Annotated in this window: 27 protein-coding genes; 15 read left to right on the forward strand and 12 right to left on the reverse strand. The window is 46.1% G+C overall.

Features of this window, described 5'->3' with window-relative positions; translation table 11 throughout:
• Positions 1–16: 16 nt before the first annotated feature.
• The 3 genes from QZZ54_RS08110 to QZZ54_RS08120 are packed head-to-tail and all read left to right on the forward strand — an operon-like array spanning position 17 to position 1,396.
• The gene (locus QZZ54_RS08110; RefSeq protein WP_290701327.1) at positions 17–712 is read left to right on the forward strand and encodes a dienelactone hydrolase family protein; all 696 of its coding nucleotides are present in this window, start codon (positions 17–19) and stop codon (positions 710–712) included.
• Positions 713–1,177 carry a peptidylprolyl isomerase gene (locus QZZ54_RS08115; RefSeq protein WP_290701330.1) on the forward strand — a complete coding sequence of 155 codons (465 nt, stop codon included), beginning with the start codon at positions 713–715 and terminating at the stop codon, positions 1,175–1,177.
• Between the two features lie 24 nt (positions 1,178–1,201).
• Positions 1,202–1,396 (forward strand): YqaE/Pmp3 family membrane protein, encoded by a 195-nt coding sequence (locus QZZ54_RS08120; RefSeq protein ID WP_290701333.1) that lies wholly within the window; start codon positions 1,202–1,204, stop codon positions 1,394–1,396.
• 232 nt (positions 1,397–1,628) lie between these two features.
• On the opposite strand, the gene QZZ54_RS08125 is transcribed toward QZZ54_RS08120, so the two are convergent.
• Together QZZ54_RS08125 and QZZ54_RS08130 are read right to left on the reverse strand one after the other, a co-directional pair.
• On the reverse strand, positions 1,629–1,886 hold the full coding sequence (locus QZZ54_RS08125; protein WP_290701336.1) for a hypothetical protein: 258 nt from the start codon (positions 1,884–1,886) through the stop codon (positions 1,629–1,631).
• Between the two features lie 423 nt (positions 1,887–2,309).
• Positions 2,310–2,498 (reverse strand): hypothetical protein, encoded by a 189-nt coding sequence (locus QZZ54_RS08130; protein ID WP_290701340.1) that lies wholly within the window; start codon positions 2,496–2,498, stop codon positions 2,310–2,312.
• 276 nt (positions 2,499–2,774) lie between these two features.
• On the opposite strand from QZZ54_RS08130, the gene QZZ54_RS08135 reads away from it, so the two are divergent.
• Positions 2,775–2,897, forward strand: coding sequence for a hypothetical protein (locus QZZ54_RS08135; protein WP_290701343.1), 123 nt, complete (start codon positions 2,775–2,777; stop codon positions 2,895–2,897).
• Positions 2,898–2,971: 74 nt separating this feature from the next.
• On the opposite strand, the gene QZZ54_RS08140 is transcribed toward QZZ54_RS08135, so the two are convergent.
• Both QZZ54_RS08140 and QZZ54_RS08145 read right to left on the reverse strand, forming a co-directional pair.
• Positions 2,972–4,084 carry a GGDEF domain-containing protein gene (locus QZZ54_RS08140; protein ID WP_290701365.1) on the reverse strand — a complete coding sequence of 371 codons (1,113 nt, stop codon included), beginning with the start codon at positions 4,082–4,084 and terminating at the stop codon, positions 2,972–2,974.
• 219 nt (positions 4,085–4,303) lie between these two features.
• Positions 4,304–4,846, reverse strand: coding sequence for a carboxymuconolactone decarboxylase family protein (locus tag QZZ54_RS08145; RefSeq protein ID WP_290701367.1), 543 nt, complete (start codon positions 4,844–4,846; stop codon positions 4,304–4,306).
• A 123-nt stretch (positions 4,847–4,969) separates the two neighbouring features.
• On the opposite strand from QZZ54_RS08145, the gene QZZ54_RS08150 reads away from it, so the two are divergent.
• The 5 genes from QZZ54_RS08150 to QZZ54_RS08170 all read left to right on the forward strand — a co-directional run bounded on the left by QZZ54_RS08150 (position 4,970) and on the right by QZZ54_RS08170 (position 9,179).
• Entirely contained in the window at positions 4,970–5,557 is a 588-nt protein-coding gene (locus tag QZZ54_RS08150) for a TetR/AcrR family transcriptional regulator (RefSeq protein ID WP_290701370.1), read from the forward strand.
• 309 nt (positions 5,558–5,866) lie between these two features.
• A complete protein-coding gene (locus tag QZZ54_RS08155) occupies positions 5,867–6,973 on the forward strand; it encodes a GGDEF domain-containing protein (RefSeq protein ID WP_290701374.1) in 1,107 nt (368 codons plus the stop codon).
• Between the two features lie 124 nt (positions 6,974–7,097).
• Entirely contained in the window at positions 7,098–7,601 is a 504-nt protein-coding gene (locus tag QZZ54_RS08160; RefSeq protein ID WP_290701377.1) for a hypothetical protein, read from the forward strand.
• Between the two features lie 198 nt (positions 7,602–7,799).
• Positions 7,800–8,717 carry an SPFH domain-containing protein gene (locus QZZ54_RS08165; protein WP_290701380.1) on the forward strand — a complete coding sequence of 306 codons (918 nt, stop codon included), beginning with the start codon at positions 7,800–7,802 and terminating at the stop codon, positions 8,715–8,717.
• 3 nt (positions 8,718–8,720) lie between these two features.
• A complete protein-coding gene (locus tag QZZ54_RS08170) occupies positions 8,721–9,179 on the forward strand; it encodes an NfeD family protein (RefSeq protein WP_290701383.1) in 459 nt (152 codons plus the stop codon).
• A 151-nt stretch (positions 9,180–9,330) separates the two neighbouring features.
• On the opposite strand, the gene QZZ54_RS08175 is transcribed toward QZZ54_RS08170, so the two are convergent.
• Both QZZ54_RS08175 and QZZ54_RS08180 read right to left on the reverse strand, forming a co-directional pair.
• Positions 9,331–9,789 (reverse strand): group 1 truncated hemoglobin, encoded by a 459-nt coding sequence (locus QZZ54_RS08175; protein WP_290701386.1) that lies wholly within the window; start codon positions 9,787–9,789, stop codon positions 9,331–9,333.
• Between the two features lie 129 nt (positions 9,790–9,918).
• A complete protein-coding gene (locus QZZ54_RS08180) occupies positions 9,919–10,845 on the reverse strand; it encodes a LysR family transcriptional regulator (RefSeq protein WP_290701389.1) in 927 nt (308 codons plus the stop codon).
• Between the two features lie 114 nt (positions 10,846–10,959).
• On the opposite strand from QZZ54_RS08180, the gene QZZ54_RS08185 reads away from it, so the two are divergent.
• Positions 10,960–12,261 carry a cytochrome c peroxidase gene (locus QZZ54_RS08185; protein ID WP_290701391.1) on the forward strand — a complete coding sequence of 434 codons (1,302 nt, stop codon included), beginning with the start codon at positions 10,960–10,962 and terminating at the stop codon, positions 12,259–12,261.
• A gap of 163 nt (positions 12,262–12,424) precedes the next feature.
• A complete protein-coding gene (locus tag QZZ54_RS08190) occupies positions 12,425–13,369 on the forward strand; it encodes a DUF6635 family protein (RefSeq protein ID WP_290701394.1) in 945 nt (314 codons plus the stop codon).
• 21 nt (positions 13,370–13,390) lie between these two features.
• On the opposite strand, the gene QZZ54_RS08195 is transcribed toward QZZ54_RS08190, so the two are convergent.
• The 3 genes from QZZ54_RS08195 to QZZ54_RS08205 all read right to left on the reverse strand — a co-directional run bounded on the left by QZZ54_RS08195 (position 13,391) and on the right by QZZ54_RS08205 (position 17,166).
• Positions 13,391–15,811: an EAL domain-containing protein gene (locus QZZ54_RS08195; RefSeq protein WP_290701397.1), complete on the reverse strand. Its 2,421-nt coding sequence runs from the start codon at positions 15,809–15,811 to the stop codon at positions 13,391–13,393.
• Positions 15,812–15,844: 33 nt separating this feature from the next.
• A complete protein-coding gene (locus QZZ54_RS08200) occupies positions 15,845–16,591 on the reverse strand; it encodes a transporter substrate-binding domain-containing protein (RefSeq protein WP_290701400.1) in 747 nt (248 codons plus the stop codon).
• 206 nt (positions 16,592–16,797) lie between these two features.
• Positions 16,798–17,166 (reverse strand): YacL family protein, encoded by a 369-nt coding sequence (locus tag QZZ54_RS08205; protein ID WP_290701403.1) that lies wholly within the window; start codon positions 17,164–17,166, stop codon positions 16,798–16,800.
• Between the two features lie 481 nt (positions 17,167–17,647).
• Between QZZ54_RS08205 and QZZ54_RS08210 the strand changes: the two genes are divergently transcribed.
• Positions 17,648–18,781 (forward strand): DUF6765 family protein, encoded by a 1,134-nt coding sequence (locus tag QZZ54_RS08210; protein WP_290701406.1) that lies wholly within the window; start codon positions 17,648–17,650, stop codon positions 18,779–18,781.
• A 68-nt stretch (positions 18,782–18,849) separates the two neighbouring features.
• On the opposite strand, the gene QZZ54_RS08215 is transcribed toward QZZ54_RS08210, so the two are convergent.
• Positions 18,850–19,464, reverse strand: a complete 615-nt coding sequence (locus QZZ54_RS08215; RefSeq protein ID WP_290701409.1) for a dienelactone hydrolase family protein — start codon at positions 19,462–19,464, stop codon at positions 18,850–18,852.
• Positions 19,465–19,813: 349 nt separating this feature from the next.
• On the opposite strand from QZZ54_RS08215, the gene QZZ54_RS08220 reads away from it, so the two are divergent.
• The gene (locus QZZ54_RS08220; protein WP_290701412.1) at positions 19,814–20,872 is read left to right on the forward strand and encodes a cytochrome-c peroxidase; all 1,059 of its coding nucleotides are present in this window, start codon (positions 19,814–19,816) and stop codon (positions 20,870–20,872) included.
• 193 nt (positions 20,873–21,065) lie between these two features.
• On the opposite strand, the gene QZZ54_RS08225 is transcribed toward QZZ54_RS08220, so the two are convergent.
• Positions 21,066–22,229, reverse strand: coding sequence for a twin-arginine translocation pathway signal protein (locus tag QZZ54_RS08225; RefSeq protein ID WP_290701414.1), 1,164 nt, complete (start codon positions 22,227–22,229; stop codon positions 21,066–21,068).
• A 158-nt stretch (positions 22,230–22,387) separates the two neighbouring features.
• Between QZZ54_RS08225 and QZZ54_RS08230 the strand changes: the two genes are divergently transcribed.
• Positions 22,388–22,849 (forward strand): MarR family winged helix-turn-helix transcriptional regulator, encoded by a 462-nt coding sequence (locus tag QZZ54_RS08230; protein ID WP_290701417.1) that lies wholly within the window; start codon positions 22,388–22,390, stop codon positions 22,847–22,849.
• Positions 22,850–22,958: 109 nt separating this feature from the next.
• Here QZZ54_RS08230 and QZZ54_RS08235 read toward each other — a convergent pair whose 3' ends face one another.
• On the reverse strand, positions 22,959–23,405 hold the full coding sequence (locus tag QZZ54_RS08235; RefSeq protein WP_290701421.1) for a hypothetical protein: 447 nt from the start codon (positions 23,403–23,405) through the stop codon (positions 22,959–22,961).
• Between the two features lie 554 nt (positions 23,406–23,959).
• Here QZZ54_RS08235 and QZZ54_RS08240 point away from each other — a divergent pair.
• Positions 23,960–24,133, forward strand: a complete 174-nt coding sequence (locus QZZ54_RS08240; protein WP_290701424.1) for a hypothetical protein — start codon at positions 23,960–23,962, stop codon at positions 24,131–24,133.
• Positions 24,134–24,183: the final 50 nt, after the last annotated feature.

The raw sequence follows: 24,183 nt of genomic DNA on the forward strand, positions 1-24,183 counted from the left end.
AAAACAGAGCGAACTAATGACAGAACAGATAACCGGGCAACTACTTTCCTGTGTAGAGGTAGAACCTTCAAAACCAGCAAATGCAACAGTGATCTGGTTGCACGGTCTGGGTGCTGATGGCCATGACTTTGAACCGGTAGTACCCGCTTTAAAGCTACCGGAATCACTGCCAGTCAGGTTTGTTTTTCCTAATGCTCCGCATCAACCAGTAACCGTCAATGGCGGCATGGTAATGCCTGCCTGGTACGATATTCTGGAAATGAGTATCGAGCGTAAGATCGATGTTGATGGCTTATTAAAGTCGGTGCAGCAGATTGAAGCACTGATTCAGCGAGAGATTGATCGAGGAATTGCTTCGGATAGAATAGTCCTGGCAGGCTTTTCTCAGGGCGGTGCTGTGGCCTATCATGCCGCACTTTGCTACCCCAAGCCGCTGGCTGGTTTAATGACGCTATCAACCTATATGGCAACAGCGGAGTTGATCGAGCAGCAGCGCAGTGATGTTAATCGGAATATCCCTGTGGTGATTCATCACGGTACTGCTGATGATGTGGTACCTATAAGCTTGGGAACCCAGGCAACAGAAAAATTACAGCAGCTGGGGTATCAGCCCCAGTGGCATAGCTGGCCGATAGATCATGGTCTCTGTCTTGAAGAAGTAGAGTCCATTGGCGAGTGGCTGGTTCGAACTTTAGAAACGGAAATTAATTGAATGAATATCAGCAATGACTGCTATGTCGAGATCCACTACGCTCTTTTTAACGAGGAAAAGGAAGTAATGGATGGTTCACGTGGTGGGGAGCCTCTTCCCTATCTGCATGGTCGGGGTAATATTATCCCGGGCCTGGAAGCGGCGCTTGCCGGAAAGATGAAAGGCGATATCTTCACCATAACTGTAGCGCCTGAGCAGGGCTACGGAGACCGTGACGAGAGTAAAGTCAGCATTATTGATGCGGAATCTTTTGCCGGATTCGATAAGATTGAAGAAGGTCTGTTGTGTCAGCTAGAGGGCGAAGATGGTGAACCGCAACTGGTTACTATTACCTTGATTGATGAGGATGAAGTCACTATCGATGCGAACCACCCGTTCGCAGGCAAAACTCTGAATTTTGAGGTCGAAGTAGTGACTGTGCGTGAAGCAACAGAAGCTGAACTGCAAGATGGTATTGTTGGATAAATTGAAAAATAAGGAGCGTTACAAATGCGTTTGATTTTAGCCCTGCTGTTACCCTGGGTGCAGTTTTTTACTATCGGTAGACCGATTGCCGGAATAATCTGTTTGGTTCTTCAGCTCACACTGGTTGGCTGGGTGCCTGCAGCTATCTGGTCTGTGTATGCTTTAAGCCAGTATAAGACCGACAAAAAGATAGAAGCCGCTATTAGCGGGAAAGAGTAATTTTTCCTAGGTAAGCGGCTTATTTATACAGCCCTTAGCTAACGTCGTTATTTCTCTGAACCGGTACTTCTTTATTTATTACTGAAGTGCCGGGCAGCATACCCCCAACGATCTTCCTTTCTTCAGCGCGTCGACTTTTGTCTGCCGAACAGGACTTCTATGCCTGTATTTTGCACGGCATTTACCATTCCCGGTGCTTACTCTTCTAACGCGCTACGCTCACAGTGGTTGATTAAACCTTTTCCTGCCATTCCATATCGCCAATCTGCACGTTTAACCATTCAAAGCCGATTCGCCGGGCCACGGCTGCGGCGCCATCCAGGCTTTTGAACTCTCGTTCCTTACGGGAACGCTGCAGATCAAGTGTCATCACTTCTTTTTGCTTTGTAATGAATTTCAGTCGCCAGCCCCTGGCAATAGAGACCGGTGCTGCCTGGCATGAATCAAAGACGCCTGCTTTAAAAAGAAGTTTTATTTCTCGCTCTTGCATAATCAATACCTTTTTAATGAAGGTTTTTAATTCTATTAAGATAAGTATATATCATTTAATGATTAATCAAAAGTTAACAGAGATAATTTTGTGAATGTAAGTGTTTGTTTTTATAGGGTTTTAATTAATAAATTGTATTGTGATAGATGATAAGTGGGTTTTTATATAACTGCTTGATAAATAAGGAGTTATATAAATTGTCTGGTGATTATATTTTTCTATAGAGGGAGGGTAATTAAGAGAATCTATCTATCATAATCAAGATAATGATTACTCGAAACTTTGTTTTTGATTTTTAGTCTGAGTATTTTAATCTATGGCTTTTGAAAGTACGTAGCTCAGTGTTGTATGCCAGGAAAGGGTTATAAAAAATGCCCTCAGAGGGCATTTGGGATTAGTTTTGTTTTTCAGCCTTTCAGCCTTTCAGCCTTTCAGCCGCTCGCTAAGCATCGCTTCGACAGTATCCAGTTTGCTGCGCATCAGTTTGACAGAACTATCACTGCTGTCAGTGGTAGGAGATATCTGAATCATATCCAGCAGATCAACCAGAAATGCTTCCTCATTCATCTGCTTTAGCTGCTCGCTGTTCCATGTTTTGTGTAGTTGAGCCATAAGGATTCTCGCTCTACAAATTGTTCGGAATCAATAGGAGGGTAGGGACGGTTGATAAGCCATTCCTGATTACCTGTGTCTTTAAGGTATGGGTGAGAAACTTATTTTTATCAAGTAAGGGCTTTTGGGTTGGAGGGGCTAATTTAGTGATGGATGGCTTGTTGTATTGATATATTCAAAAAACAATCCCCCCAACTATTGAGTTATATCAATATTCTCTAATGTGATCAGCGTTATTATCTTTACCAAGTTAGAAACACAAAAAAGGTAACTGTTATGGATCCGTATCTGTTAGAAACACTGTGGCCAAGCCTGCTTGGTATTGCTGGAATGACTGTCGCTATGGTCTGGGGATATTTTAAAATTCGCCAGTTGATGAGCGAAGACGGCAAGAAGTAATTTGCTGTTCAGATATGAAAGAGGCCGCTATAGCGGCCTTTTTGATGTCTGGAATGGGGTTCTCTTTAGGTTTGTTACTGCGATGTTCGGATACAGTTTCGACCACCTTCTTTGGCCATATATACACCGTTGTCGGCTTCTTTAATCAGATTGTCAGGTCCGGTCATTTCTGCTGAGCGGCTGGATACGCCAACGCTTACACTACCTTTCCATTCTCCGTCGTCACCAGCAGGGACTCGCAGGGCGTTAACAGCCTGACGCATTTTTTCTGCAACCAACAGCCCTCCTTTCAGGTCGGTATTAGGACAGATAATCAGAAATTCATCCCCTCCCAGGCGGGCGGTTATATCATCGTTACGTACTGAGTGTTTTAAAGTATGTGATAGTTGTCGCAGGACTTCGTCGCCGGCATCATGACCATAGGTATCATTAATCTGCTTAAAGTAATCAGCATCGATCATCATGCAGCAGAGGGGAGTATTCGTTTTACTGCTTTCATGCCAGAGTTGTTCAAACGCCCGCAGTGCATGGCGGCGGTTTGGTAGGTTGGTCAGGGCATCAGTCAGAGCGATGACTTCCAGTTTTTGATTGGCGTTTTCCAGATCCCGGGTTCGCTCTTCTACTCGCTGTTCCAACGTTTGATTTAATTGGTCCAGCTCTTTGTTGTGCTCAGACACTTGCTGAAAAAGGCCAGTTAGTGCTGATAGCAATGGTCCGGTGGATGACTCTTGATTAAGCTGTTCCTGATCGTAGGCATCTGCAGGAGATACGCCCGCTTCAATCTGGCTTATCTGGCGAGACATCGACTTGTCGGTTCCTAGGATATGATAGGCCAGCCAGTGGATTAAGAATTTCATCACCTTCTCACATCGATCCATCGTCTCCGGGGTAATGGAAGCGCTCATTCTTTGCACTTCGAGAATAAAGTGCTGGTGTGCTTTTTTATGGGGTTCAAGATATCGGGAGTCGATACCTGATTTTTCCATAAAGACTTCTTCTTCAGAAAAATGATAATGGGTGTACTCGGTCAGCTCTTTAAAAAGGGCTTCCACATCAGCGTAGCAAGGCATCTCCCTTCCTGAAATTAACTCGCCGAAGCTGTTAATTACATCGACAAGATGATGGTGCTGCTCATCGACATCAGTAATGCCTGTTAAAAACCCCTGATCCCAATGGAAAGATTCCATACTACAACCTCTGAAGGTATATTCTGAGTAAAGTTAAACAAATCTTACTCTGAACAGAGAGCTGTATATACCCTGCTAAGTCAATTTATATCAATGATTTGGTCGATTTATACTTATTTTGGTGTGTTTTTTTTCAGGCTTTTTTAAACAAGATTAATAAAGCTGTGAGCTTGAGAGAAATATAAAATGGCCAGCCTAAGAGGCCGGCCAGGAAGGGTATTATTCTACAAAGGCAGCAAAACGGTCATCAACCGGAGTATCTGCCAGGTGATTGATATAGTTACTCATCACTTTTTGGGCTAAACCGAGAACAACTTCTAATAGATGCTTCTGCGTATAGCCTGCCGCGTAAAAAGAGGTGATGTCAGCCTCATCTACCCGGCCACGATTGCGTACGATCAGCAACGTTGTATCGTGCAGCGCCTGCAGCTTTGCATTTGGCATCGGTTGTCGATGGCGCAGTGCGGATGTTAGCGCATCATCAACCTTCATCATTTTTGCGATAGCGGCATGGGCCGGAACGCAGTAGTGACACTCATGCTCAACATTAATAGTCTGCCAAACGACTGTTAGCTCGTCGGCATCAAATGAACTCTCCTGAAACCATTTATGCAGCATCTGGTATGCCTCAAGTACTACGGGTGACTCAGCCATAACGCCATGGAGACTTGGAACAGAACCGAAATTTTTGATTGAGTTTTGTAATAGCGGCTGGCTGGCTTCCGGGGCGGTGTCCAGGGTATGTACCTGTAAATTGTTCATCTGAAAATCCTCGATAGAGTGAAATTAGTTAATTGAGCGATTGTTCAATAATTTAAGATTATTTGATTTTGATCGTTTGTTCAAGTTAAAATTTGAGCACCTGTTCAAATTAAAGAGATCTATATGGCAAATGTTGCAAAGTACAATCGTGAAGATGTTATTCGCAAAGCGATGTTGCTGTTTTGGGAGAAGGGCTTCAACGGAGCGTCTACACGGGATCTGCAACAGGCAATCGATATGCGACCTGGGAGCATCTATGCTGCGTTTGGTAGTAAGGAAAAGATCTACAGCGAGGCGTTGGAGTGTTATTCGAAAGAGATGTCCAACATTCTTAACAAACATATAGCGGAGCAAGGTTCACCATTGACGGGACTGGAGGCTTTCTTTCGCAATGTAGTTATTGATCGGCGGGATTCTAATCCCAGTGAGGTTTGTATGCTGGTCAAAACGTTGTCAGAAGTTAATGAGCAGCATCCTGACTTGCTGGAATTGGCGCGTGATCTGCTTAAGCGTGCTGAAAATCGTTTTGCAGAGATTTTGCAGCAAGCTCGGGCACAAGGTGAAATCCTGCCTGCCTCAGATACTGGAATATTGGCCAAGCATCTTCAGGTACAGATGATAGGGTTACGTATCTATATGAAAACAAGTGGTAATTCACAGGCAGTGAGTGAGTTAATCAGTAGTGTGTTCAGAGCTATCTCTATTAAGTGAGCGATTACTGTTCTTTTCAGTGGGTTCTTTGCTATGCAAGCGGTCCGTTCACTTAAATCCAGAGCTTAGGTGCATACTAAGCTGTAAGGGATTTGAGCGTACTCTCCCTGAATCGGTCTCATAATAGGAAGAATTATAGGCTTAGCTTAGGTCCTCGCTTTGTTTTTTTGCGTTCCACAGTGCTTAGATTAAGCTATCCTGATACTTATCTACGTCGAGATAAGCTCTCTATCGTATATGGAGCACTCCAATACTACAGTCTGTAAGCGTTAAAATGGCTTATCGAACTGTCTGCCTTTGGGAGGATGAATGCTGAAAAAGGATCCCAAGGTGTTATTTAATGGCGCAGCGCTGCCTACAGAAAACGATGCAAAACGCTCAAAAGCTATTCTGATTGTTGCCCCACTAGCGGCTCTGGTACACCTTCTATTAATTCCTTTTTTCTTTTTTGCCGGGATAGATATTCTTGCCTGGGTTAATGTCGGCAGTGTTCTTATATGGGGGGTGGGACTCTGGTTAAGTTGCCATGACAAGGTTAATCTGAGTATACAAATTTTTGCCGTAGAAATTTTAGCTCACTCACTACTCGTCTGTTATTTTTTAGGGTCGGCCCCAGGGTTTCAATATTACCTCTGGGCTATAGCGGCGCTTTGTGTCATGGATACCAGCGCCAGCCTGCTTCGGGTCTGCGTGACTTCGTTTACGTTGATTCTTATATTTGCAGTGCTGAATGCGGGTTTTTTCGAGCCTTTGTACCCGTTTCCGTTTCCAGAATATCTGCTCTATATGAATCTGGCCAATATCCTTGTCGCGGGGGTGATTTCAACCTTAGCCATTATTATTATGCGAAACTTTCATCTTTCTCGGGAGAGGGTGCTTAAAAAGCAAGCAGCTCGAGATAGTCTGACTGGTTTGTATAATCGAAGAGAAGGGCTGCTATTACTTGAACAGTCTTGTCTGAATGCTGCCCGGAATAACGAGCCTTTGAGTGTTGTGATGGCCGATGTTGATTACTTTAAGCAGATTAACGATTGTTTTGGGCATAGTGTAGGTGATGATGTTCTCTGCCAGATAGCTGATCAGCTTGCCGATAGCATTCGGCGAAGTGATATAGCAATCAGATGGGGAGGCGAGGAGTTTCTTATTCTGTTCCCTGCAGCATCGATGGCTGCCGTTCAAGAAATATTGAATGCTACTCGCCTTCATTTTGCGAAATCAGACTTAATTGAATCTCTATTGGGAAAACCGGTGACATTGAGCTTCGGTATTGCTCAGATGCTGCCGGGTGAATCGATTCAGCAGGTCATCGCCCGTGCAGATGAGGCTTTATATTCGAGTAAAAAAATGGGCCGTGACCAGATTACCATAGCGAAAAATCGGCAGGTAGATAGTTCGGTAACATCGGATGACCGCTAGCCAGATAAATTCTTTTATCGTAGAGATGAGTCTTATTTTGTGCTCAAAATAAGTACACCCATGGATTGTTCATAAAAGGGGGCTGATATAGTAAAAGTATGATCTTGTAGGTTTGAGTGCCGTTATGTCAGTCTCTATTTTTCGCCCCGCTTTAATGTTGTTTACCACGCTGTTATTTCTACCGTTGTTGTCAGGCTGCAGTGACGAGCCCGAAGTGAGAAAGGTGGTAGATGCGCCTCTTCAGGCCTTTCATCTGAATTCTGAAAATCATTCTGAGTTTATTGTGCTGCTTGTAAATGACTATTTGGATAGTAATGAAAAGCTCATCCAGCATTATGCCGAGTTTCGTAAAGCAAATGATGTGCAGGGGTTTATTGCCTACCGTAATGAGAGCTGGACTCCCGAGTACATGAGGCGAAAAGAGTTTTATCAGCAGATGCTGCACCGGAATAAGGCTTATGCTTATCGCCATCAGATTAATGGTCTGTTTGATCGCTTTATGGGTCTGCAAAAACTTTCACTGCATCTTAAACACAGCCTGCAAAACAGCGATGCGAATTTGGCAGCGCAAGTGATGGAAAAACTAACAGCCGATGAAAAAGCCGTTACAGCAAGTTTGAGTAATTAAAGTGTTGTTTGTCAGACCTTATGGCGCATCAGGGTAGTACTACACTGGTTAACCTTAATCCCCTGGCTGAAGAGCGGGCTGTGGATAATTTGTATAACTCACAGACTGTTACTCGGTAAGTGATTTGCATATATTCATGGATAGAAGCTGCTAGACTAAATGTTACGTTGCCACGTTTTAATTTAAGGAAGAATGACCATGTACGGCTTTGAAATTTCAATTGTTGTAATTGTGCTTTTTGCTCTGGCTTTGATTTTCGCCGGGGTGAAAATGGTGCCACAGGGACATTGCTGGACAGTGGAACGGTTTGGCCGTTATACCCGGGCTCTGCATCCAGGTTTACATCTGGTGATTCCTATTATCGATGCTATAGGCTCAAAACAGAACATGATGGAACAGGTTCTGGATGTTCCCCCTCAGGAAGTGATTAGTTCCGATAATGCGATGGTAACAACCGACGCCGTGTGTTTCTTCCAAATACTGGATGCAGGCAAAGCGGCTTATGAAGTGAACAACCTGCCACTGGCGATGCGTAATCTGGTGATGACCAATATTCGTGCGGTGTTGGGGTCAATGGAACTGGACGAAATGTTGTCCAATCGTGACGCCATTAATCTCAAACTGCTTGGGAAAGTAGATGAAGCGACCGATCCCTGGGGTATCAAAATAACCCGGATTGAGATTCGCGATATCTCGCCACCGCAGGATCTGGTTGATTCGATGGGTAACCAGATGAAAGCCGAGCGGGATAAGCGGGCCACGATACTGGTTGCCGAAGGACAGCGTGAAGCGGATATCAAAGTTGCCGAAGGGCAGAAGCAGGCCGAGATTCTGCGGGCCGAAGGTGCTCTGCAAGCTGCGATTTTGAACTCTGAAGCCCGGGAACGTCAGGCGCAAGCTGAAGCTCTGGCCACCAAAGTGGTATCTGAGGCGATTAGTGAAGGCGACCCGCAGGCGATTAACTACTTTGTGGCACAGAAATATACTGAGGCTCTTCAGGCTATTGGCGCCGGAGAAAATAGTAAAGTGGTACTGATGCCCCTGGAGGCCAGTAGTCTTATCGGGTCTATTGGCGGAATTTCCGAGTTATTTAACAATACAAAGGCGAAAGACTAAGATATGGCTGATTGGTTTAGTACCCTGACCCAATGGCACTGGCTGAGTCTTGGGCTTGTGTTGTTTATTCTGGAGATTTTCGGCGCTTCAGGCTTTCTGATTGGATTGGCTCTGGCCAGTTTTGTATTGGCAGGCCTTACCGCAATGGAACTGGTGACAAACTGGCAGTATCAACTACTCTGGTTTGCGCTGTTAGGCGTTGTCTTTACGGTGCTCTATTGGCGTGTGTTCCGCTCATTTAACCGAAACACCGATGAGCCGTTACTGAATGATCGGGGGGCACAACTGATCGGGCGTAAATTCCAGCTGGAGCAAAACCTTGAAAATGGTCAGGGGCGGGTACAGTTGGGTGATACTCTTTGGAAAGCTGAGGCTGACACTGAATTGGCTGTAGGGACCAGGGTAGAAGTGTATGCCAGTGAAGGAATGATTCTTAAAATTCGTCCTCTGCAGGATAATTAATATTCCTACGGGTCTCTTAAGCACCGCTTTAATCGGGTACTCCACAGAGAGTATGCCATTCGCAGGCGGTGCTTTTTATGTGAATTATTTGTAGAGAATAAAACGCCAGCAGAAGCCGGCGTTGATGGGAGATAAATAGTCTTGAGATTAATTAACTTTTCTCGACGATATCTTCTTTAGTGCTGTCAAAAAACTCAAGGACTTCCTTACTTTCTTGAGTGGGGACTTTAAATTTAAGCAAAGTATTTTGCAGAGCAGAAATTAGAATTTTCCAGTCTTTCTCATCAATCCGCATCCCAACATGCGACTCTTTCATCTCACGGCCACCGTAGTTGAGTGGGCCTCCGGATTTTGCCACGATAAAGTCCACAATAAACTGAACCTCGCGGGTGATACCATCGTCTCCACGATGTGCCCAGAAACGACCAAGTTTTTCATCGACAACCAGTTGGCTGACAACATCGTCCACTACAGCCTTAATTGCATCATAACCGCCTAAGCGTTGATACAGTGTTGCATCGTTGCTTGCCGCGCTGGCCATGGATGTGCTGAACATCAGTATTAAGGTGAGGGTGAAATAGCTAATAGCGTTGTTGATACCTGATTTCATTGCAGTTCCCCTTGCGGAAATTAAATGTTTTTTTGAAGCTGCAAACAACATTAGGTATTAGATGATTTAAAGAGAAATTCTATTTCTGAATCATATTGATATGTTTTTTGAATAAGTTGAGCTGCTTGATTACATAGTATTGCTGAACTCTGGACTAAGGCCTTGAATCAGTGAGGGTACAGTGGTCTGGATATAGTGTAAGAGTTTTTCCAGGTGAGAAGATCTGTTTTCTTCCGGATTCCAGATCCAGTAGTAATCGAAATGAGCGGGCTGATCACGTTGAATAAACAGCGGGAAGCTGGAGGTTTTATCCTGAGAGATTTTACCTTCTGGCAGAATTCCTGCGCCTATCCCCAGCTCTGCCCACTCCTCGATAACCTGATAACTGATCGCCTGTCCGGGATAAGAGTTCATGGTTATTCCTTCAGCCGAGAACAGGCCATTAAGTGCGCCATTTAAACCACAGCCGCCACCGGTGAGAATAATCGGAGTGGTGGGAAGTTCAGCCAGCCTGAAAGAGAGGTAATTGCTTAGGTTATTTTCATGAGCAGGAATGTATCGTAATGGATCCTGATAAAACAGATAACAGTTTTCTGTTTCAGGTTTAGTAATCGTCGGGATAATTTGAATATCGATTTGCTGTTGATTGAGTCGTTGTTCCAGGTCGTCAAGAAAGCACTCTTTAAAAAACAGCGTAATGTCAGGATTTGAATACTTGAAAGGTTCTAGTATTCGATTAAGCCGCTGTATGTCCACTAAGGGTGAAAAACCGATACGCAGTATCTTATGTTGGGGGTTGTGGAAGGTATCGGCAGCGCTCAAAAGTTCGTCACGATTGTGAAGAACTTCCTTAATGCGAGGTAGCATATGCTCCCCAAATGCGGTTAGTTCTACGGTGCGGGTCGTCCGGTTAAACAGACGTCCCCCCAACTCCCTTTCTAGCTGGGCGATGCCGTTAGACAGTGTTGGTTGAGTCGCAAAGCTAAGTTCGGCGCCGCGACTAAAAGAGTTTGTTTTAGCGACATTAGCAACAAATTGCAGTTGTTTGAGGTTCATAATCGATATATTTCAAAATTGAATAAGTGATATTAATAATAAGAATTTATTAATTAGTGTGCACTAGCTTAGTCTGTCTCCTGAGTTTTTACCACTGAGGGGAGCAACAAACGGATGGATAGCTCAGGCAAAATAGAGTTGGTTGGTTTTGGCTTGCTGTTTACGATTGCCGCCATTTTAGTGTTAGTAGGATTAGTAAGAGAACTTGCGCCGGCAAAGCGTTATAACTGGTTGCTGGGCGTAGGTCTGGGTACCGGTGTCGTCAGCTTTGCTATGAAAATAGGCTTGGTAGTCTTGTTTGGTAATTCGACGTTGTTACAGGCATTCATTCCTGAACCAAAATATGGAAACATCGGTTCTGTCGGCACGGCAAATATCACTGCTTATCAGCCTGAGAAATTGTCTGAACGCTGGACGGCATTACCTCTAATTGCTCCTGTTCCTGAAGATAACCCTCAAACCCCGGCTAAAATAGCGCTGGGTAAATCACTATTTAATGATAAACGGCTCTCCTACGATGGTTCGCTCTCTTGTGCTTCCTGTCATGAATTATCCTTAAAAAAAGGGGGGGCTGATGGTCGCTCATCTTCAGTTGGGATAGCACAGCAGAGGGGTGATCGGAATGCGCCTACAGTACTCAACGCCGCCTTTCAGCGGGTGCTGTTTTGGGATGGACGGGCGGGTTCTCTGGAAGAACAAGCATTAGGCCCATTACTAAACCCGATTGAGATGGGCATGCCCTCACCAGATGCTGTTGAGAAACGGGTGGCGGGAATAGTGGAATACCGGCAACGTTTTGCAGAGGCCTTTCCAGGTGAACGAAATATTACTGCAGGAAATGTAGCTAAAGCGATAGCGGCTTTCGAGCGAACATTGATTACACCGGAATCACCCTATGATCGCTTTGTAGAAGGAAACCTTGCTGCTTTGACAGTACAGCAGCGTCGAGGCATGGCGCTCTTTGATACGACAGGATGTACTCATTGTCATTCGGGACCCAACTTTAGTGAAGCCAGTGTGTTTAGTGATAACTCGGCGTATCGAATTTTTCCTGCAATCTCGAATGAAGAGTTCGAGCAGCGTTATAACCTAGTCGCTGATCGGGGGTTGGCCAATACTAATCCGCTTTTTGATAAGGGAATCTGGCGGGTGCCTTCGTTGCGAAATGTGGCTCTGACCGCCCCTTATTTTCACAATGGTTCGGTTGATACTCTGGACGAAGCCGTCAGGGTGATGGCAACGGTTCAGCTGGGTAAAGTGTTAAGCGATGCTTCTAATGATGACCGGGCTGTATACTGGTTGAAGGATGACAAAATGTTTAACGTTTCGGCCAATCAGGCACTGAGTGATAGCGAAGTTAATGATATCGTTGCTTTTCTAGAATCTCTCAGTGGTAACCTTCCAGGCGAGTTGTAAAAAACGTTGAAAAAAGGGGTATGAAAAATCAGTCCAAATGCGTTGTTTTGTCATTCTGAATGGTTAAACTGCTAAGGCTGGAAGCATCGGTGACTTACCGGCTTAGTTAAACAGTATCGAGTGAATTTCAGGCTGCATGCAATCATCAGAATCAGATAAACAAATGAATCAGTCGCAGCTGCATGAAGATATTCAGCAGGCGGTTGTCAGTGGTATCAGTCGGTATTTTGACTGCTGCCGACAACGGGTGCCCGGGTTTGTTAAACAGCACTTTAGTTATCCTGCTGCTTTAGCTACCAACCGAGTCGCTTTTGGTTTCGATGTTTTACGGGCACCGGTAAATCTGTTTTGGGCGCCCCTGTTTGCCCTGGTTAGTATGATTCGCTTTTTAGTTGGACGCTTCCCTCGGCTGGGGTGGTTACATCAGTTATTAGGGCGTTTTCCGGCAGGTTTCACCACCCAGGTGCAGACCCATATTAGTGAACTGGTTCTCAGGGATCTATTACAACATAGCCAACCGCAGCGCTCTTTGAGTTGGTTTATTGCTGAAGAGCTGCGCGCCCTGTATCAGAAAAATGAAAAGACAGATATCGATATTGCGCAATTCCATGCCCAGGCAGAACCTATTGTTGAGGAAGCGCTGGCTCAGTATCGAATTACCCGTACCGCCACTGCTGATATTACTAATACGCTTTCCTGTACTGTGCTGGGTGCGTTCGCTTTTCAGAAATTTACCCCCGGTGGCATCGGTATCGCACTGATGTTGGCAGCGACTATCAGTACACAGCTGGCCGCCACTGATTTTTTCTTAGGTGAACCCTTAGGGCATATTTATTACAGTGTTTTTCCACCGACCCCCTCATTCGGGATGACGTTGGTAACTATTGCCGGCGTGCTATCTTTGCTGTCCGCTTGTGCTGCACTATCCGGTGTGATTTCAGACCCTATTCAAGCGGCAACTGGCCTGCATCGTTACCGTCTGAGAAAAATGCTTAACCATATGGAGCAAGATATGCTCCGCCAGAGTAGCAATAGCTTTCGTCCGAAGGATCAGTATGTCGCCCGGATTATGGAATGCTTTGATCTGATTCGATCCGGGTTGTTCTGAAACAGTAGATTGACGGTTGTATTAAATTAACGAACTTTGGGTGGATTCTTGTAGTTTATCGTAGAACACTTCAGGTATTACTGGCTTGGAGAACAGGTAGCCCTGAAAACAGTGACATCCCAATTCCATCAGGGCGCTTCGCTCACTCAGTGTCTCTACGCCCTCACCGATAACTGTAAGATTAAGTCGGTCAGCGGTTGCGATAATAACCTCAACAATAGCGGCCAGCTCAGAAGAGGGGCGCAGACCGGTAACGAATGATCGGTCTATCTTGAGTATATCCAATGGCAGGTAATGCAGGTATCTGAGCGACGAATAACCGGTGCCAAAGTCGTCAATGGCAAAAGAGATACCTCTCTGTTTTAGTAGCTTCATCTTATTGCTGGCAATATCAAAGTTATTAAGCAGCATGTTTTCAGTGATCTCTAACTCTACCAACTGCCCCGGAATGCCTTTTTCGTTCAGCATTTCCAATAAACGATCGACAAAATCGACCTGCATAAATTGCAAAGGGCTGATGTTGATTGCCAGTCGTTTGAATGTCTCGGGTAAGCCCTGTTTATGCCAGTCGGAGAGTTGTGCTATCGCCCGCTTCAATACCCAGTTACCTATCTCAACAATCTGACCGCTCTCTTCAGCAATACTGATAAAACTGCCCGGCAAAATGATCCCTTTTTCCGGGTGACGCCAGCGTAACAGTGCTTCAGCGCCGACAATCTGATCATTACTTTCTACCTGAGGCTGATACCAGAGCTCAAACTCATTGTTCTTAAGTGCCTGATGAAGTCCTTTTTCCAGTTCTAGCCTTTCCTGAGCAGTCGATTGCATCTCCGGATCAAAGAATTGGAAGTTTTTTCTTCCCTGAGCTTTTACCCGGTAGAGCGCAGTATCAGCATGACGCAGTATATCCAGTGAGTTGTTGGGCTGGTCTGGGAAAACGGCGATGCCGATACTGGTACTGCAATAGAGCTGATGACCGGCAATATTGAAAGGGGTGGTCATCTGCTCGAGAATCTTTAAAGCGGTGGTGGTTGTGCTTTCTGCGCAGAGTTCGGCAGATTTACCTGTTTCTGTGAGTAGAACAACAAACTCATCCCCACCAAATCGGGCGCAAGTGGATGTGTCGGGCAATATCTGGGTGAGGCGTTTGGCGACTTCGCAGAGAATAGCATCACCGATGCCGTGGCCAAGTGAGTCATTAATCGTCTTAAAACGATCCAGATCGAGATAGAGTACCGCGCCGAAATTCTGACTTTCCTGATGCTGCTTTATAGCGCTATTAAGGTGATCAATAAAGAGTCTGCGGTTTGCCAATCCTGTCAGTGTATCAAAAAAAGCCAGTTCAAAAATTTGCTGCTCGGCCTCTTTGCGCACGCTGATATCCCGCGCGAGAATCAGAATGTAATCTTCATTCTGCAGGTGCATTCTGATACAGCGGGCCTCGATAGGAAAGTGCTTTCCCTGGGTATTGATCTGTACGTCTTCCAGGGTACTAACCTGTTTTTCGCCAATGCTTGAAAATAAAGCTTCTAGCTCAGAATTGGTGTGGTTCTTACTGAAATGTGCCAGTGGTTTACCCAGGAGTTCGGTACTATCGATTGCTAAAGACTGCGCTGCCTGATTATTGACCTGAACAATAGTGCCATCCGACTGGCAGAGGAACATCGCATCGCCGGCGTTTTCCATCAGAGAACGGGAAAAGTGTTCACTTTTAGATAGGTCTTGAATAGTCTCGTTCAGCTGGTCTGTCATCTGTTTACGTTCATGCCATAGCCGATCAAAACTGGAGACTAAATCGCCCAACTCATCCCGCTGGTCATAGGGGGGAGCAACGACATTATCGCTTTTACCCAGTTGGTCAACCCAATGCGCAATGTTAAGAATAGGTTGTGACAGATAACGGTAGAACAATAATAAAAAGATACTGGCCAGGGCTATGTTATAGAGTAATCCCAGCGCCATGCTGTTAAATGTCCGGCGGACAAAGTTGCCAGCAATAAGTGCGGTATCAAGATCAATAATCAGGGTGGCAGAACCACTCTTTGATTCTTTAATGTTAAGAGGGGTTTCAATATGGCTTTTGAAACGGAATAGATTGCTGCCCACCACGGCAAGGGATGACGGTTGGACTTTCTGGCGGCTACTTTCTGCCAGAGTGTCGCCAAAATCATCAATCAACTGGGCGTGATAAATCTCTGAAGTCGTCGTTAAGACTGTCGTAATACTTTCAGCCTGTTTTGGATCGAGGTTGTATACGGCCTCAATAGCAGCATCGCAATGTAGGGCAATGGTTTGCTCTATTCCGGCGGTGAAGTTACTCCTCTCTTGTTTAAGGTCCAGGTAAATCTGTACGCAGGTAGAGATTAGCCCTAGTAACAAGGAGACTGTTAGTACGATAACCGCTTGCTTAAACGCAATTCTGTGGCGGAAATTAAACTTCATCGCTGTGCCTTGCTTATCATTCTGATGATCTGTTTAGAAGTAGCTTGCATATATGGCATCCAACTCACCAGAAGCTTTTATGCGCTCAAGGCCTGTGTTGAATTGTTCCAGCAATTGCGTGTTACCCGGATAGGCTTTGCTTAAGCAGAGGTAAAAATTGACGCTCTCTTTGTCAGCGAGGCGCTTTGTCTTGATCTTATCTTGTAGTCCAAGCTGATGAACTCGATAGAGCGCTGTCAGTTCACCGATATAAAACACTTCGATATCGCGGAAAACAACAGAGCGAATACCACTATCTATATCCTGAATTTTACTGTGGGGGATATCTTTACTCTCAAGTTCCTTCTGCATAGCCCAGGCCTCAACCGCATTGACCTTGTAATGGCTGAGATCTGCCAACTTAGTAAGTTTACTGTCATCAGTATCAACAGCCATCAGTGCGACCTGATTGGCTTCACTCACTTTATCGCTGAACAGAATATAAGCTTCCCGTGCAGGCCGTCTTGCGCAACTGGTAAATCCGGCGATATAACCATGTTTAAGGTTTTTGTTGATTCGCTCAAAGGGGGCGGTACTGAATTTCACCTCAATACCTACCTTGGTAAAAGCTGCCTTGACGACCTCAATATCGACTCCACTGAGATTATTCTGTTCGTCAACAATGGTATAGGGTGGGTAGTCTATGGCGAATATCTCAATCGGTTTTTCATCGGCAACAGCAGGCCCAATGAAAGCTATAAACAGAATTACAACTGATCGTTTTAGAATAGACGAAAACACTACGAGTCCCTCTGAGCATTGTTGTTGAGAATGATCGATAGGGGCAGCATAAAGTGACCCGTTATGAAGACATTGTTTTCAAAATAGTCAACCAAAGCAATAGCTAGCTGGTTGTTTAGTGACCATTCTGAGAATAATTAATGGGCGGTAGATAAGGGGTGTAAAAGAGATCGGGCTAATTCGTTGACAGGACTAGAGCTGCAGCGTTAATTAGCAGTAAAATCCTGCCAGCCTTCCAGAATCTCAATAAAATCATCTAAGCCGCAGCTTGCCGTAGATTCTTGATCGTAGAACTCAAGATTATCTTCCGGGGCATCTTCTTCGAACTCTGAATCCAACGCATGGGCGCGTACTTCGGCTTCATCCCTGTTTAACCGCAGATTGTACTCTGCACCTTCCATCAGATAGTCCACTCGTTGTCGTTGTTGCAGCTCTGATACAACAGTGATTAGTTCGGCAATAACAGTCTGACGACTACGTAGTTCATAGGTAATCCAGTAGCCCAAAGCTTCATGGCCCATGGAAAATTCAGCCCGAAAAGCGCCGTATATATCATGGGTGAAGTCATAGTCCATCGTAGCGCTCCGAAAGTTTAGCGTTTTAAGTCAAAGGGGCGCGGAGCATAGCATAGGCTTGGTTAATAGAGCAGTGATTAGAGGTCACCGTAGCTCGTTGTTCAAAAATGCAAAAGCCTATATCTCTCTTTGAAATACGTTAACAGTTGAGATAAGTCTGATACCCAACTACATTGAGACCATACTTATTCACCAGAGTTCGTCACCCGATTGCACTTGCAGTCATGTTGTAGGTCAGGACGACCCGAAGCATTAGTGTGCTTTGTATGCCTTTTATTGCCAGGGACTGACAATGAAAATGTATTGTGACAGCGACCGTTCGTTGTATCTCGCTCGAAAGAGCGCTGCCCCCATCTCTTACTAATAGTCTTTACCCAAATGACTTAGTTTTTTATGACTGAGGTCTCTACGTCTTCAACTTATCAACAGGCAGATCATATTAAAGCGCGTTAACTTAAATCGAATTAAGGAAGATGACAGCATGCAGACTGATATGCATTACTACGCAACGTACGCGATGGCCCGGGCTGCGGGCTTATCAGAAGAAGATTGTTATCTGATAGCCTATGCGGCTCAATTTGTTGATGATAATGCGGCAGGGGAGTTTGTTGAGTTTGATGATGGCGCTCGTATCGATACTGAAGCTACCGCTCATCACCCTGTGGATATTAAAAATGTGGGCCAGTTTGACCCCGAAGATCAGCGCAAGGTATGGGTTCCGTTTCACTTTTTGCCGGGTAATGAAGGGGTTGAATACAGCGAACGGCTACGCTGTGTAAAAGACAGCCTGCCAGCCCAGGAGATGATTCAGAATCATGCTGATCATGTGGATAAAGCCTTCGGTTTATATCTGGTCGGAATCGCGGCACATGTGTACGCCGATACTTTCTCCCATTATGGATTTTCCGGTATAAGCTCAGAGGGCAATAAAGTCGACCAGAACAGTATTGAGCTGAGAGATATAGATGCGCCGATCAGAGAGTATATTGAAGGCAAGGCTGAAAAGTTTTTTGAGAAAGAAACTGCCCGTGTAGAAGGTAATCCGTTTAAAAAACTATATAACGCGATTTGTCGCAAGCTGGATATGGTGCAGGCAAGTGTTGCAGAGTTAGGTGGTGCACTGGGGCATGGCCCCGTAGCGACCTATCCGGATCGGCCCTTTCTGACCTGGCAGTTCAACTATGAACGGGAGAATCAGGCCTCAGGGGTACGGAATAACTCTGCCACTTTTCTTGATGGCTGTAAAAAGCTGCACCAGATATTCGCCTATGTGAAGGCCAGAGTTGAGCGAGATACCGGAAGAGGAGGCAGCGGCAAGTCGTTCGAATACATTCAAAGCAGTGTCGAGACTATTCTGAAAACCGAGGCTGGAAAGCAGGGCCGGATCGATGCCTGGCAAAAAGCTGCCCGCTCCGGTGCGTTCGGCATTACGGCGCCTATTCCTGAATACCACCACAACCACTGGAAAAGCCAGTGGGAAGATCTGAAAGCAAACCATACCCGTAGCAACCAGGCGATCGATACCGATATCTTTAAGTTTTACTGTGCTGCGGCCTATCACCGGAATTATGTGATTAGAGACCTGCTGCCCAAGTATGGGCTGATTATAGATTAAGGGCCGTAGCTCGAACGTCGCTGCGCGACTTGCTCGTTGTTCGTGGCTCGGAAAAGCAAAAAAGCTCGTTAGATAACCTTTTGGATGAAATCTGTCACTAGCGGATACATCGCCTGGGTTATTGTGTGTGGGGTATCTGGCATCAGGTGCAGTTCGATGTTGATTCCCAGCTCGGATAAACGCTGGTGGCTCTGTTGTGACTGGGTCGCATTGATCACCTGATCCGCATCGCCATGAATCAGGCAAACGGGGATAGGGCAGCCAGGTGTTTGTAGTGGCAACTCTGCAAAGCGGCCGGCGATGCCGATAATACCGGCAACAGACACACTGCACTGTTTCAGCCATTCCAGGGACATAATCGTGCATTGTGAAAAGCCCAGTAACACCACCTTGTCGAGTGGAACCCCAGCCGACTCTGCTTGTTCCTTAATCAGCTGATCAAATGCAGGCATCGCCTGCTGTATTCTCCCGGGCCGGTTCGCTTCGGTCACGCCGACCATATCAAACCACTGAAACCCCACAGCAGAGATGGTGGAAGGGGAAAAACCTGCCGGAATCTGAATCTCAAACCCCGGGTTGAGTTGATGCAGATACTCGCCCAACGACTGCAGCGATTCCGGGCTGGCACCCACACCATGGAATATCAGTATCAGGGCTTCAGGCTTGGGGCTTTGAGACTGCAATTGGATAGAGTGCCTAGAACGGAAACTTCGTTTCCTGCTAGTGGCTAGATGCGACTGCGTCGCTTGCTAGCAAAAGCTAAAGACAGAGGTGTTATCTAGGTATTTGTAACATATATAGGGGTTAGTCTTAGGTGCGACGATTTAGTTTCCAGCTGGTATGTATCTTAATACTGGTATTAAAAGTAGGGGTATAGGGGAAGGCTATTAACGGCATAGTCAAAGCTAATCAATATCGTTGATCCAAGTCAGATCAGCCCTGCGGTGTAAGGCTTACTGTGGTCAACGTCGACTAGCTCGGCAGTTATTTTGACTTACGCGATAATTCAGTCGCTAACAGAGGAACCCACAGATGACTCAGTATTCTTCTCAACTTGCTGGCTGCGGAGAATACAGCGCCACCGTGCGGGCTCACAAGGAGATTTATACCATGAAACGACTATCCAGTCTGGCCTTAATTGGTCTGATAGTTTCATTCTCAAGCAGTGCAGTAGAACCAATTCAGCCGATTGCCGCTTATCAACCTACAGACCCGGCTAAAGCTGAGCTGGGCAAACAGTTGTTCTTTGATCCACGACTGTCAAAGTCAGGCTTTATCTCATGTAATTCATGTCACAACCTTAGTATGGGAGGCAGTGACAATATGCCAACCTCTATCGGCCATAACTGGACGCTGGGGCCAATCAATGCACCGACCGTATTGAACAGTAGCCTGAATGTGGCGCAGTTTTGGGATGGGCGAGCTAAAGATCTGCAGGAGCAGGCAGGTGGGCCGATTGCGAATCCGGGAGAGATGGGATTCAGCCATCAGCTAGCCGTCGAAGTACTGGAGACTATTCCCGGTTATAAACAGACTTTCAAAGAAGTGTTCAAAACTGAACAGATCGGAATCGATCAAGTAACTGAAGCGATTGCTGCCTTTGAAGAGACACTAGTCACGCCAAATTCTCCTTTTGACAAATATCTGCAAGGGGATAAGGACGCCATCTCTGCTGATGCGCAGGCGGGCTACGCGTTGTTCACGTCAGTGGGTTGTACTGCCTGCCATAATGGCCAGGCGGTAGGTGGAAACTCGTTCCAGAAAATGGGCTTGGTAAAACCGTATAAAACAACCAGTAAGGCTGCAGGCCGATCGGCGGTGACCGGTAAAGAGATTGACAGGTTCAATTTCAAAGTGCCGACACTACGAAATGTTGAACTAACTTATCCTTACTTCCATGATGGTGCCGTCTGGAATTTGGAAGAAGCGGTCGGCGTGATGGCTGAGCTACAGTTGGGTAAGCAGCTTCAAGAGCAGGAGATCGCCCAGATCGTTAGTTTCCTGAAATCCCTGACCGGCGATCAGCCCAATTTCACTTTGCCTCAGTTGCCGCCTTCTACAGCGAATACGCCTCACCCAAATCAGAGCTGATTCTGTATAAAAAAGCGGGCTGCTGACAGGCTAGGCTTGCAAGTAGGTATAAAAAGAAAGGAGGCGAAAGCTTCCTTTCTTTTTTATAAAGCTGATTCGCTAGTTGAGAGTGACTAGACGCGACTGCGTTGCTTACTAGATAAAAGCCGTCGCTCGAAATAGCGTCGGCAGTTCTGCAGTCTCTTTACTTTTTCTAGCTACTTATTATTTGAGTGATAAGCCGTCTTGGCCCATGGGGTGTCGCTTCAGCTCTGCCTAAGCGGAACAACATCTGCACAGTGTCGCCTGCATCTATACCGAAGGTCTTTTTGAATTTGGCCTGTAGTGGCAGCATTTGAGGGTATTCCTGCAAGACTTGGCTCATTGGGTGCTGTGCGAGCCCCATCGCTGTGGTCTTCAGGTTGATACGGCAGTAGTCGCGGCCAACTTTTACCTGGTCAAGTCGGCTGTTTCCTGAGGTGGTAATCCAGGCGAAACTGGCGGTGGACGCGGCTGCTTTCTGGGTCATCGTCACGGCCTGTTCACCGAAGGTCGTTGGGTCTTTTTCAGTACTCTCCCGCGAAAGCATGAAATTTTCGACGATAAACTTTTTTACCCCGCTAAGCCCTGCCTGTGATAGCCCGAATCCGTCGCGATGTTGTTTTACCTCATCCTGATTGAAGCGAAACATCTCGATGGTTTCAAAATCGCGCCCTTTATCACCCACCTCGATCTGCATCGCCTCGGTGAGTATCTGCTCGAAATGCTGCTTGGCTTCGGCAGAGCTGACGATGCTCAGGGGGTGATTGTTATCCTTGCCGTGAAAGCTTTGTAATGTCTCGGTTTCTGATGGGGTCAGGCGGCGGTTGTCATACTCCCGCTTATTGGAATGTCGGGTTAACAGCTGAGCGAATAGTGGGTCGGGAGTGATCTCTGGCCGTTCAATCAGTTCGATAGAGGCAATGGGTTTCTTGAGTAGCTCCGTATTGCTGTACATACCCTGTGGAAAGTAATCAATTTTGGCTTCATGACCAAGCCCGCTGGCGGCAATAGCCAGGGTTTCCAGAAAGGTTCCCTGGCCGATATGTATCTGCCGGTAAAACGGGTCAGTGGCGGGCAGTAAACGCTCAGGGTCAACGTAAAGATCGAAGCTATGTGAGCCTGTTAAGTTGATAATCCAGGGTTGTTTGTTGTGGGGGTTAGGGCAGAGGATGGCATAGGCTAACACCTTGAAGCGGATATCCTGCTCTGCTGGATCGGGCCCGTTCCAGCCAAAGTGGTCGGTGGGGGTGACGTCACTGCAACCTACGATTGTGCTGCCTAAGGCGGCCGTTCCGATACCCAGGCCAGTAATCTTAATAAAGTTTCGACGGTTCATTACGCTCTTCCTTCTGTAAGTTAGAAAAGGAATATATATTCCATGGAATGTATAATAGTTTGATTCCCGGGAATGTAAAGAGTATTCTTTGGAATATTATTTGAGTTGCTTTTTATGGGTGCTTTTAAGATGCAGCTTTATTGGTTGGAGAGATGCGCATGAACGCAAGAGAACAAACGGAAGTCGGGCTCATGGTGCAGCTGGGTATTGTTCGCCAGTTAATGGCCACCCGCGAAGCCAAACTATTTGCCAATGTGTCGTTAAATCCATCTCAATTTGGCGTGCTGAACCACTTCACCCACAATCCTACTAGGAGCTGGACAGTGACTGATCTGGCGGGCGTGATGGAGATGAATCAGCCCGGCATCACCAAAGTCGTCACGGTGCTTTTAGATAAGAAGCTGTTGGAGTCTGGCTCTGATAAAGAGGATAAGCGCCGACGGCATTTGAAAATAACCCCGCAAGGGCTAAAGCTCTGCGATGAAATTATCGGCTCTCTACTGCCTGATATTTCACACATCTTCGAGAGCTGGGAAGACGGGGAAATATCCCAAATGCACCAGCACATGGAGAAATTGATGCGTTGGCTGGATGAGCACAGGGAAGATATAAAAACGTGAGTGGCTAGAACGGAAACTGCGTTTCCTGCTAGTGGTTAGACGCGACTGCGTCGCTTGCTAGGAAAATCCGTTGCTCGAACGCCGCTCTCGCGTTTTCTGTCGGTGGTCTTTAAAGAGCCTCACTATCCTCAATAAATTCCTTCAACATCGCCAGACAAGTCCCAGTGTCGACATCTGTCATCTCATTACCTTCGCGCAATACATAACGAGCATCGTCTAGGTCGGTGCGGTGGGAGAAGTAAAACGTATCTTTCCAGAACTTGCTTGGCAGGGGTTCCTGCTTCAGGTGTTCACGGGCGATGTTTGCATCGTTTACGCTGGGCAGCACCGCCAGTGCTTTATGCTTGTAGATTTTAACCACAACGCCTTCAGGCCAGTGCTGTAAACGGACATCCAGATCGCACTTGATATCAGCGTTTTCTTTCTTGATATAGACCTTCTTTACTTCAAACGAGCCGCGCCATTGAGCGAATTGCTCACCGCTGAAAATCTGCTGCTCGATACCGTCAAAGTAGGTTTCGATCTGTTGGGTAATCTGGTTGATATCGTTAGACACTGAAAGACTCGCTATCGCTTAAAACAAAGCCGATAGGTTACTGGCTTGATGGGCAGAGATCGATTGAGTAATTCTTATCAAAAGATAAAAAAAGTTGCTAGAACGAGCGCTCATTCTCGGTTAGGGGCTGTAAGAAAAAGTGGGTGAGATTTATTTCTTAAAGAATAAATAAGACTAATTCATCTTTTGTATAAAACCAGTCCGTCCCTGTTACTCCCTCGGTGCACTCTGTGTTCTCAGTGGTAAAGCCATACATCAAGTAAAAATGTTCACCACAGAGGACACTGAGTTCACAGAGAAAAAGCTGAGTATCACTGCCGGGTTTTTGTTTATTCGAGCGACGAACTACGAGCAAGTCGCGAAGCGACGTTCGAACAACTCTCGCGTTTTATGCGAGCCGCGAAGCGACGTTCGAACTACTCTCGCGTTTTATGCGAGCTGCGAAGCGACGTTCGAGCCACTCTCGCGTTTTCTGCGAGCCGCGATTGGCGGAAAGTCGCAACTGATGGTAGTTTAACTTCTTCGTCTAGCATCAATTACACATGAGATTATGTATGAAAATATTTTCGGCCGTTGTAGCACTGGGCCTGGCTGTGTTCTTATTCTTTCAAGCGCACGATATGGAAGGTATAAGCCTGCTGCGTATGGGCTATATAGTAGGCGGTGTTAGCTTACTTACACTGACTCTCTTTATGTTTGTACCGCCAAAGACGGACGAGCCAGATTAAGCGACTGGAATGGTTGGGGCTAACCTAATATCTATCAAATACAAAAAAGC

Origin of the sequence: Amphritea sp., from assembly GCF_016744155.1 — a bacterium.
Lineage (GTDB): Bacteria > Pseudomonadota > Gammaproteobacteria > Pseudomonadales > Balneatricaceae > Amphritea.

Excerpts from the sequence above, each read along its gene's own strand:
- QZZ54_RS08180 (WP_290701389.1), bottom strand. The coding sequence starts at position 10,845 with ATGAACCTCAAACAACTGCAATTTGTTGCTAATGTCGCTAAAACAAAC.
- QZZ54_RS08160 (WP_290701377.1), top strand. The coding sequence starts at position 7,098 with ATGTCAGTCTCTATTTTTCGCCCCGCTTTAATGTTGTTTACCACGCTG.
- QZZ54_RS08230 (WP_290701417.1), top strand. The coding sequence starts at position 22,388 with ATGAACGCAAGAGAACAAACGGAAGTCGGGCTCATGGTGCAGCTGGGT.
- QZZ54_RS08225 (WP_290701414.1), bottom strand. The coding sequence starts at position 22,229 with ATGAACCGTCGAAACTTTATTAAGATTACTGGCCTGGGTATCGGAACG.
- QZZ54_RS08155 (WP_290701374.1), top strand. The coding sequence starts at position 5,867 with ATGCTGAAAAAGGATCCCAAGGTGTTATTTAATGGCGCAGCGCTGCCT.
- QZZ54_RS08190 (WP_290701394.1), top strand. The coding sequence starts at position 12,425 with ATGAATCAGTCGCAGCTGCATGAAGATATTCAGCAGGCGGTTGTCAGT.
- QZZ54_RS08110 (WP_290701327.1), top strand. The coding sequence starts at position 17 with ATGACAGAACAGATAACCGGGCAACTACTTTCCTGTGTAGAGGTAGAA.
- QZZ54_RS08205 (WP_290701403.1), bottom strand. The coding sequence starts at position 17,166 with ATGGACTATGACTTCACCCATGATATATACGGCGCTTTTCGGGCTGAA.
- QZZ54_RS08130 (WP_290701340.1), bottom strand. The coding sequence starts at position 2,498 with ATGGCTCAACTACACAAAACATGGAACAGCGAGCAGCTAAAGCAGATG.
- QZZ54_RS08115 (WP_290701330.1), top strand. The coding sequence starts at position 713 with ATGAATATCAGCAATGACTGCTATGTCGAGATCCACTACGCTCTTTTT.
- QZZ54_RS08135 (WP_290701343.1), top strand. The coding sequence starts at position 2,775 with ATGGATCCGTATCTGTTAGAAACACTGTGGCCAAGCCTGCTTGGTATT.
- QZZ54_RS08145 (WP_290701367.1), bottom strand. The coding sequence starts at position 4,846 with ATGAACAATTTACAGGTACATACCCTGGACACCGCCCCGGAAGCCAGC.
- QZZ54_RS08150 (WP_290701370.1), top strand. The coding sequence starts at position 4,970 with ATGGCAAATGTTGCAAAGTACAATCGTGAAGATGTTATTCGCAAAGCG.
- QZZ54_RS08165 (WP_290701380.1), top strand. The coding sequence starts at position 7,800 with ATGTACGGCTTTGAAATTTCAATTGTTGTAATTGTGCTTTTTGCTCTG.
- QZZ54_RS08220 (WP_290701412.1), top strand. The coding sequence starts at position 19,814 with ATGACTCAGTATTCTTCTCAACTTGCTGGCTGCGGAGAATACAGCGCC.
- QZZ54_RS08170 (WP_290701383.1), top strand. The coding sequence starts at position 8,721 with ATGGCTGATTGGTTTAGTACCCTGACCCAATGGCACTGGCTGAGTCTT.
- QZZ54_RS08185 (WP_290701391.1), top strand. The coding sequence starts at position 10,960 with ATGGATAGCTCAGGCAAAATAGAGTTGGTTGGTTTTGGCTTGCTGTTT.
- QZZ54_RS08240 (WP_290701424.1), top strand. The coding sequence starts at position 23,960 with ATGAAAATATTTTCGGCCGTTGTAGCACTGGGCCTGGCTGTGTTCTTA.
- QZZ54_RS08195 (WP_290701397.1), bottom strand. The coding sequence starts at position 15,811 with ATGAAGTTTAATTTCCGCCACAGAATTGCGTTTAAGCAAGCGGTTATC.
- QZZ54_RS08125 (WP_290701336.1), bottom strand. The coding sequence starts at position 1,886 with ATGCAAGAGCGAGAAATAAAACTTCTTTTTAAAGCAGGCGTCTTTGAT.
- QZZ54_RS08120 (WP_290701333.1), top strand. The coding sequence starts at position 1,202 with ATGCGTTTGATTTTAGCCCTGCTGTTACCCTGGGTGCAGTTTTTTACT.
- QZZ54_RS08175 (WP_290701386.1), bottom strand. The coding sequence starts at position 9,789 with ATGAAATCAGGTATCAACAACGCTATTAGCTATTTCACCCTCACCTTA.
- QZZ54_RS08210 (WP_290701406.1), top strand. The coding sequence starts at position 17,648 with ATGCAGACTGATATGCATTACTACGCAACGTACGCGATGGCCCGGGCT.
- QZZ54_RS08140 (WP_290701365.1), bottom strand. The coding sequence starts at position 4,084 with ATGGAATCTTTCCATTGGGATCAGGGGTTTTTAACAGGCATTACTGAT.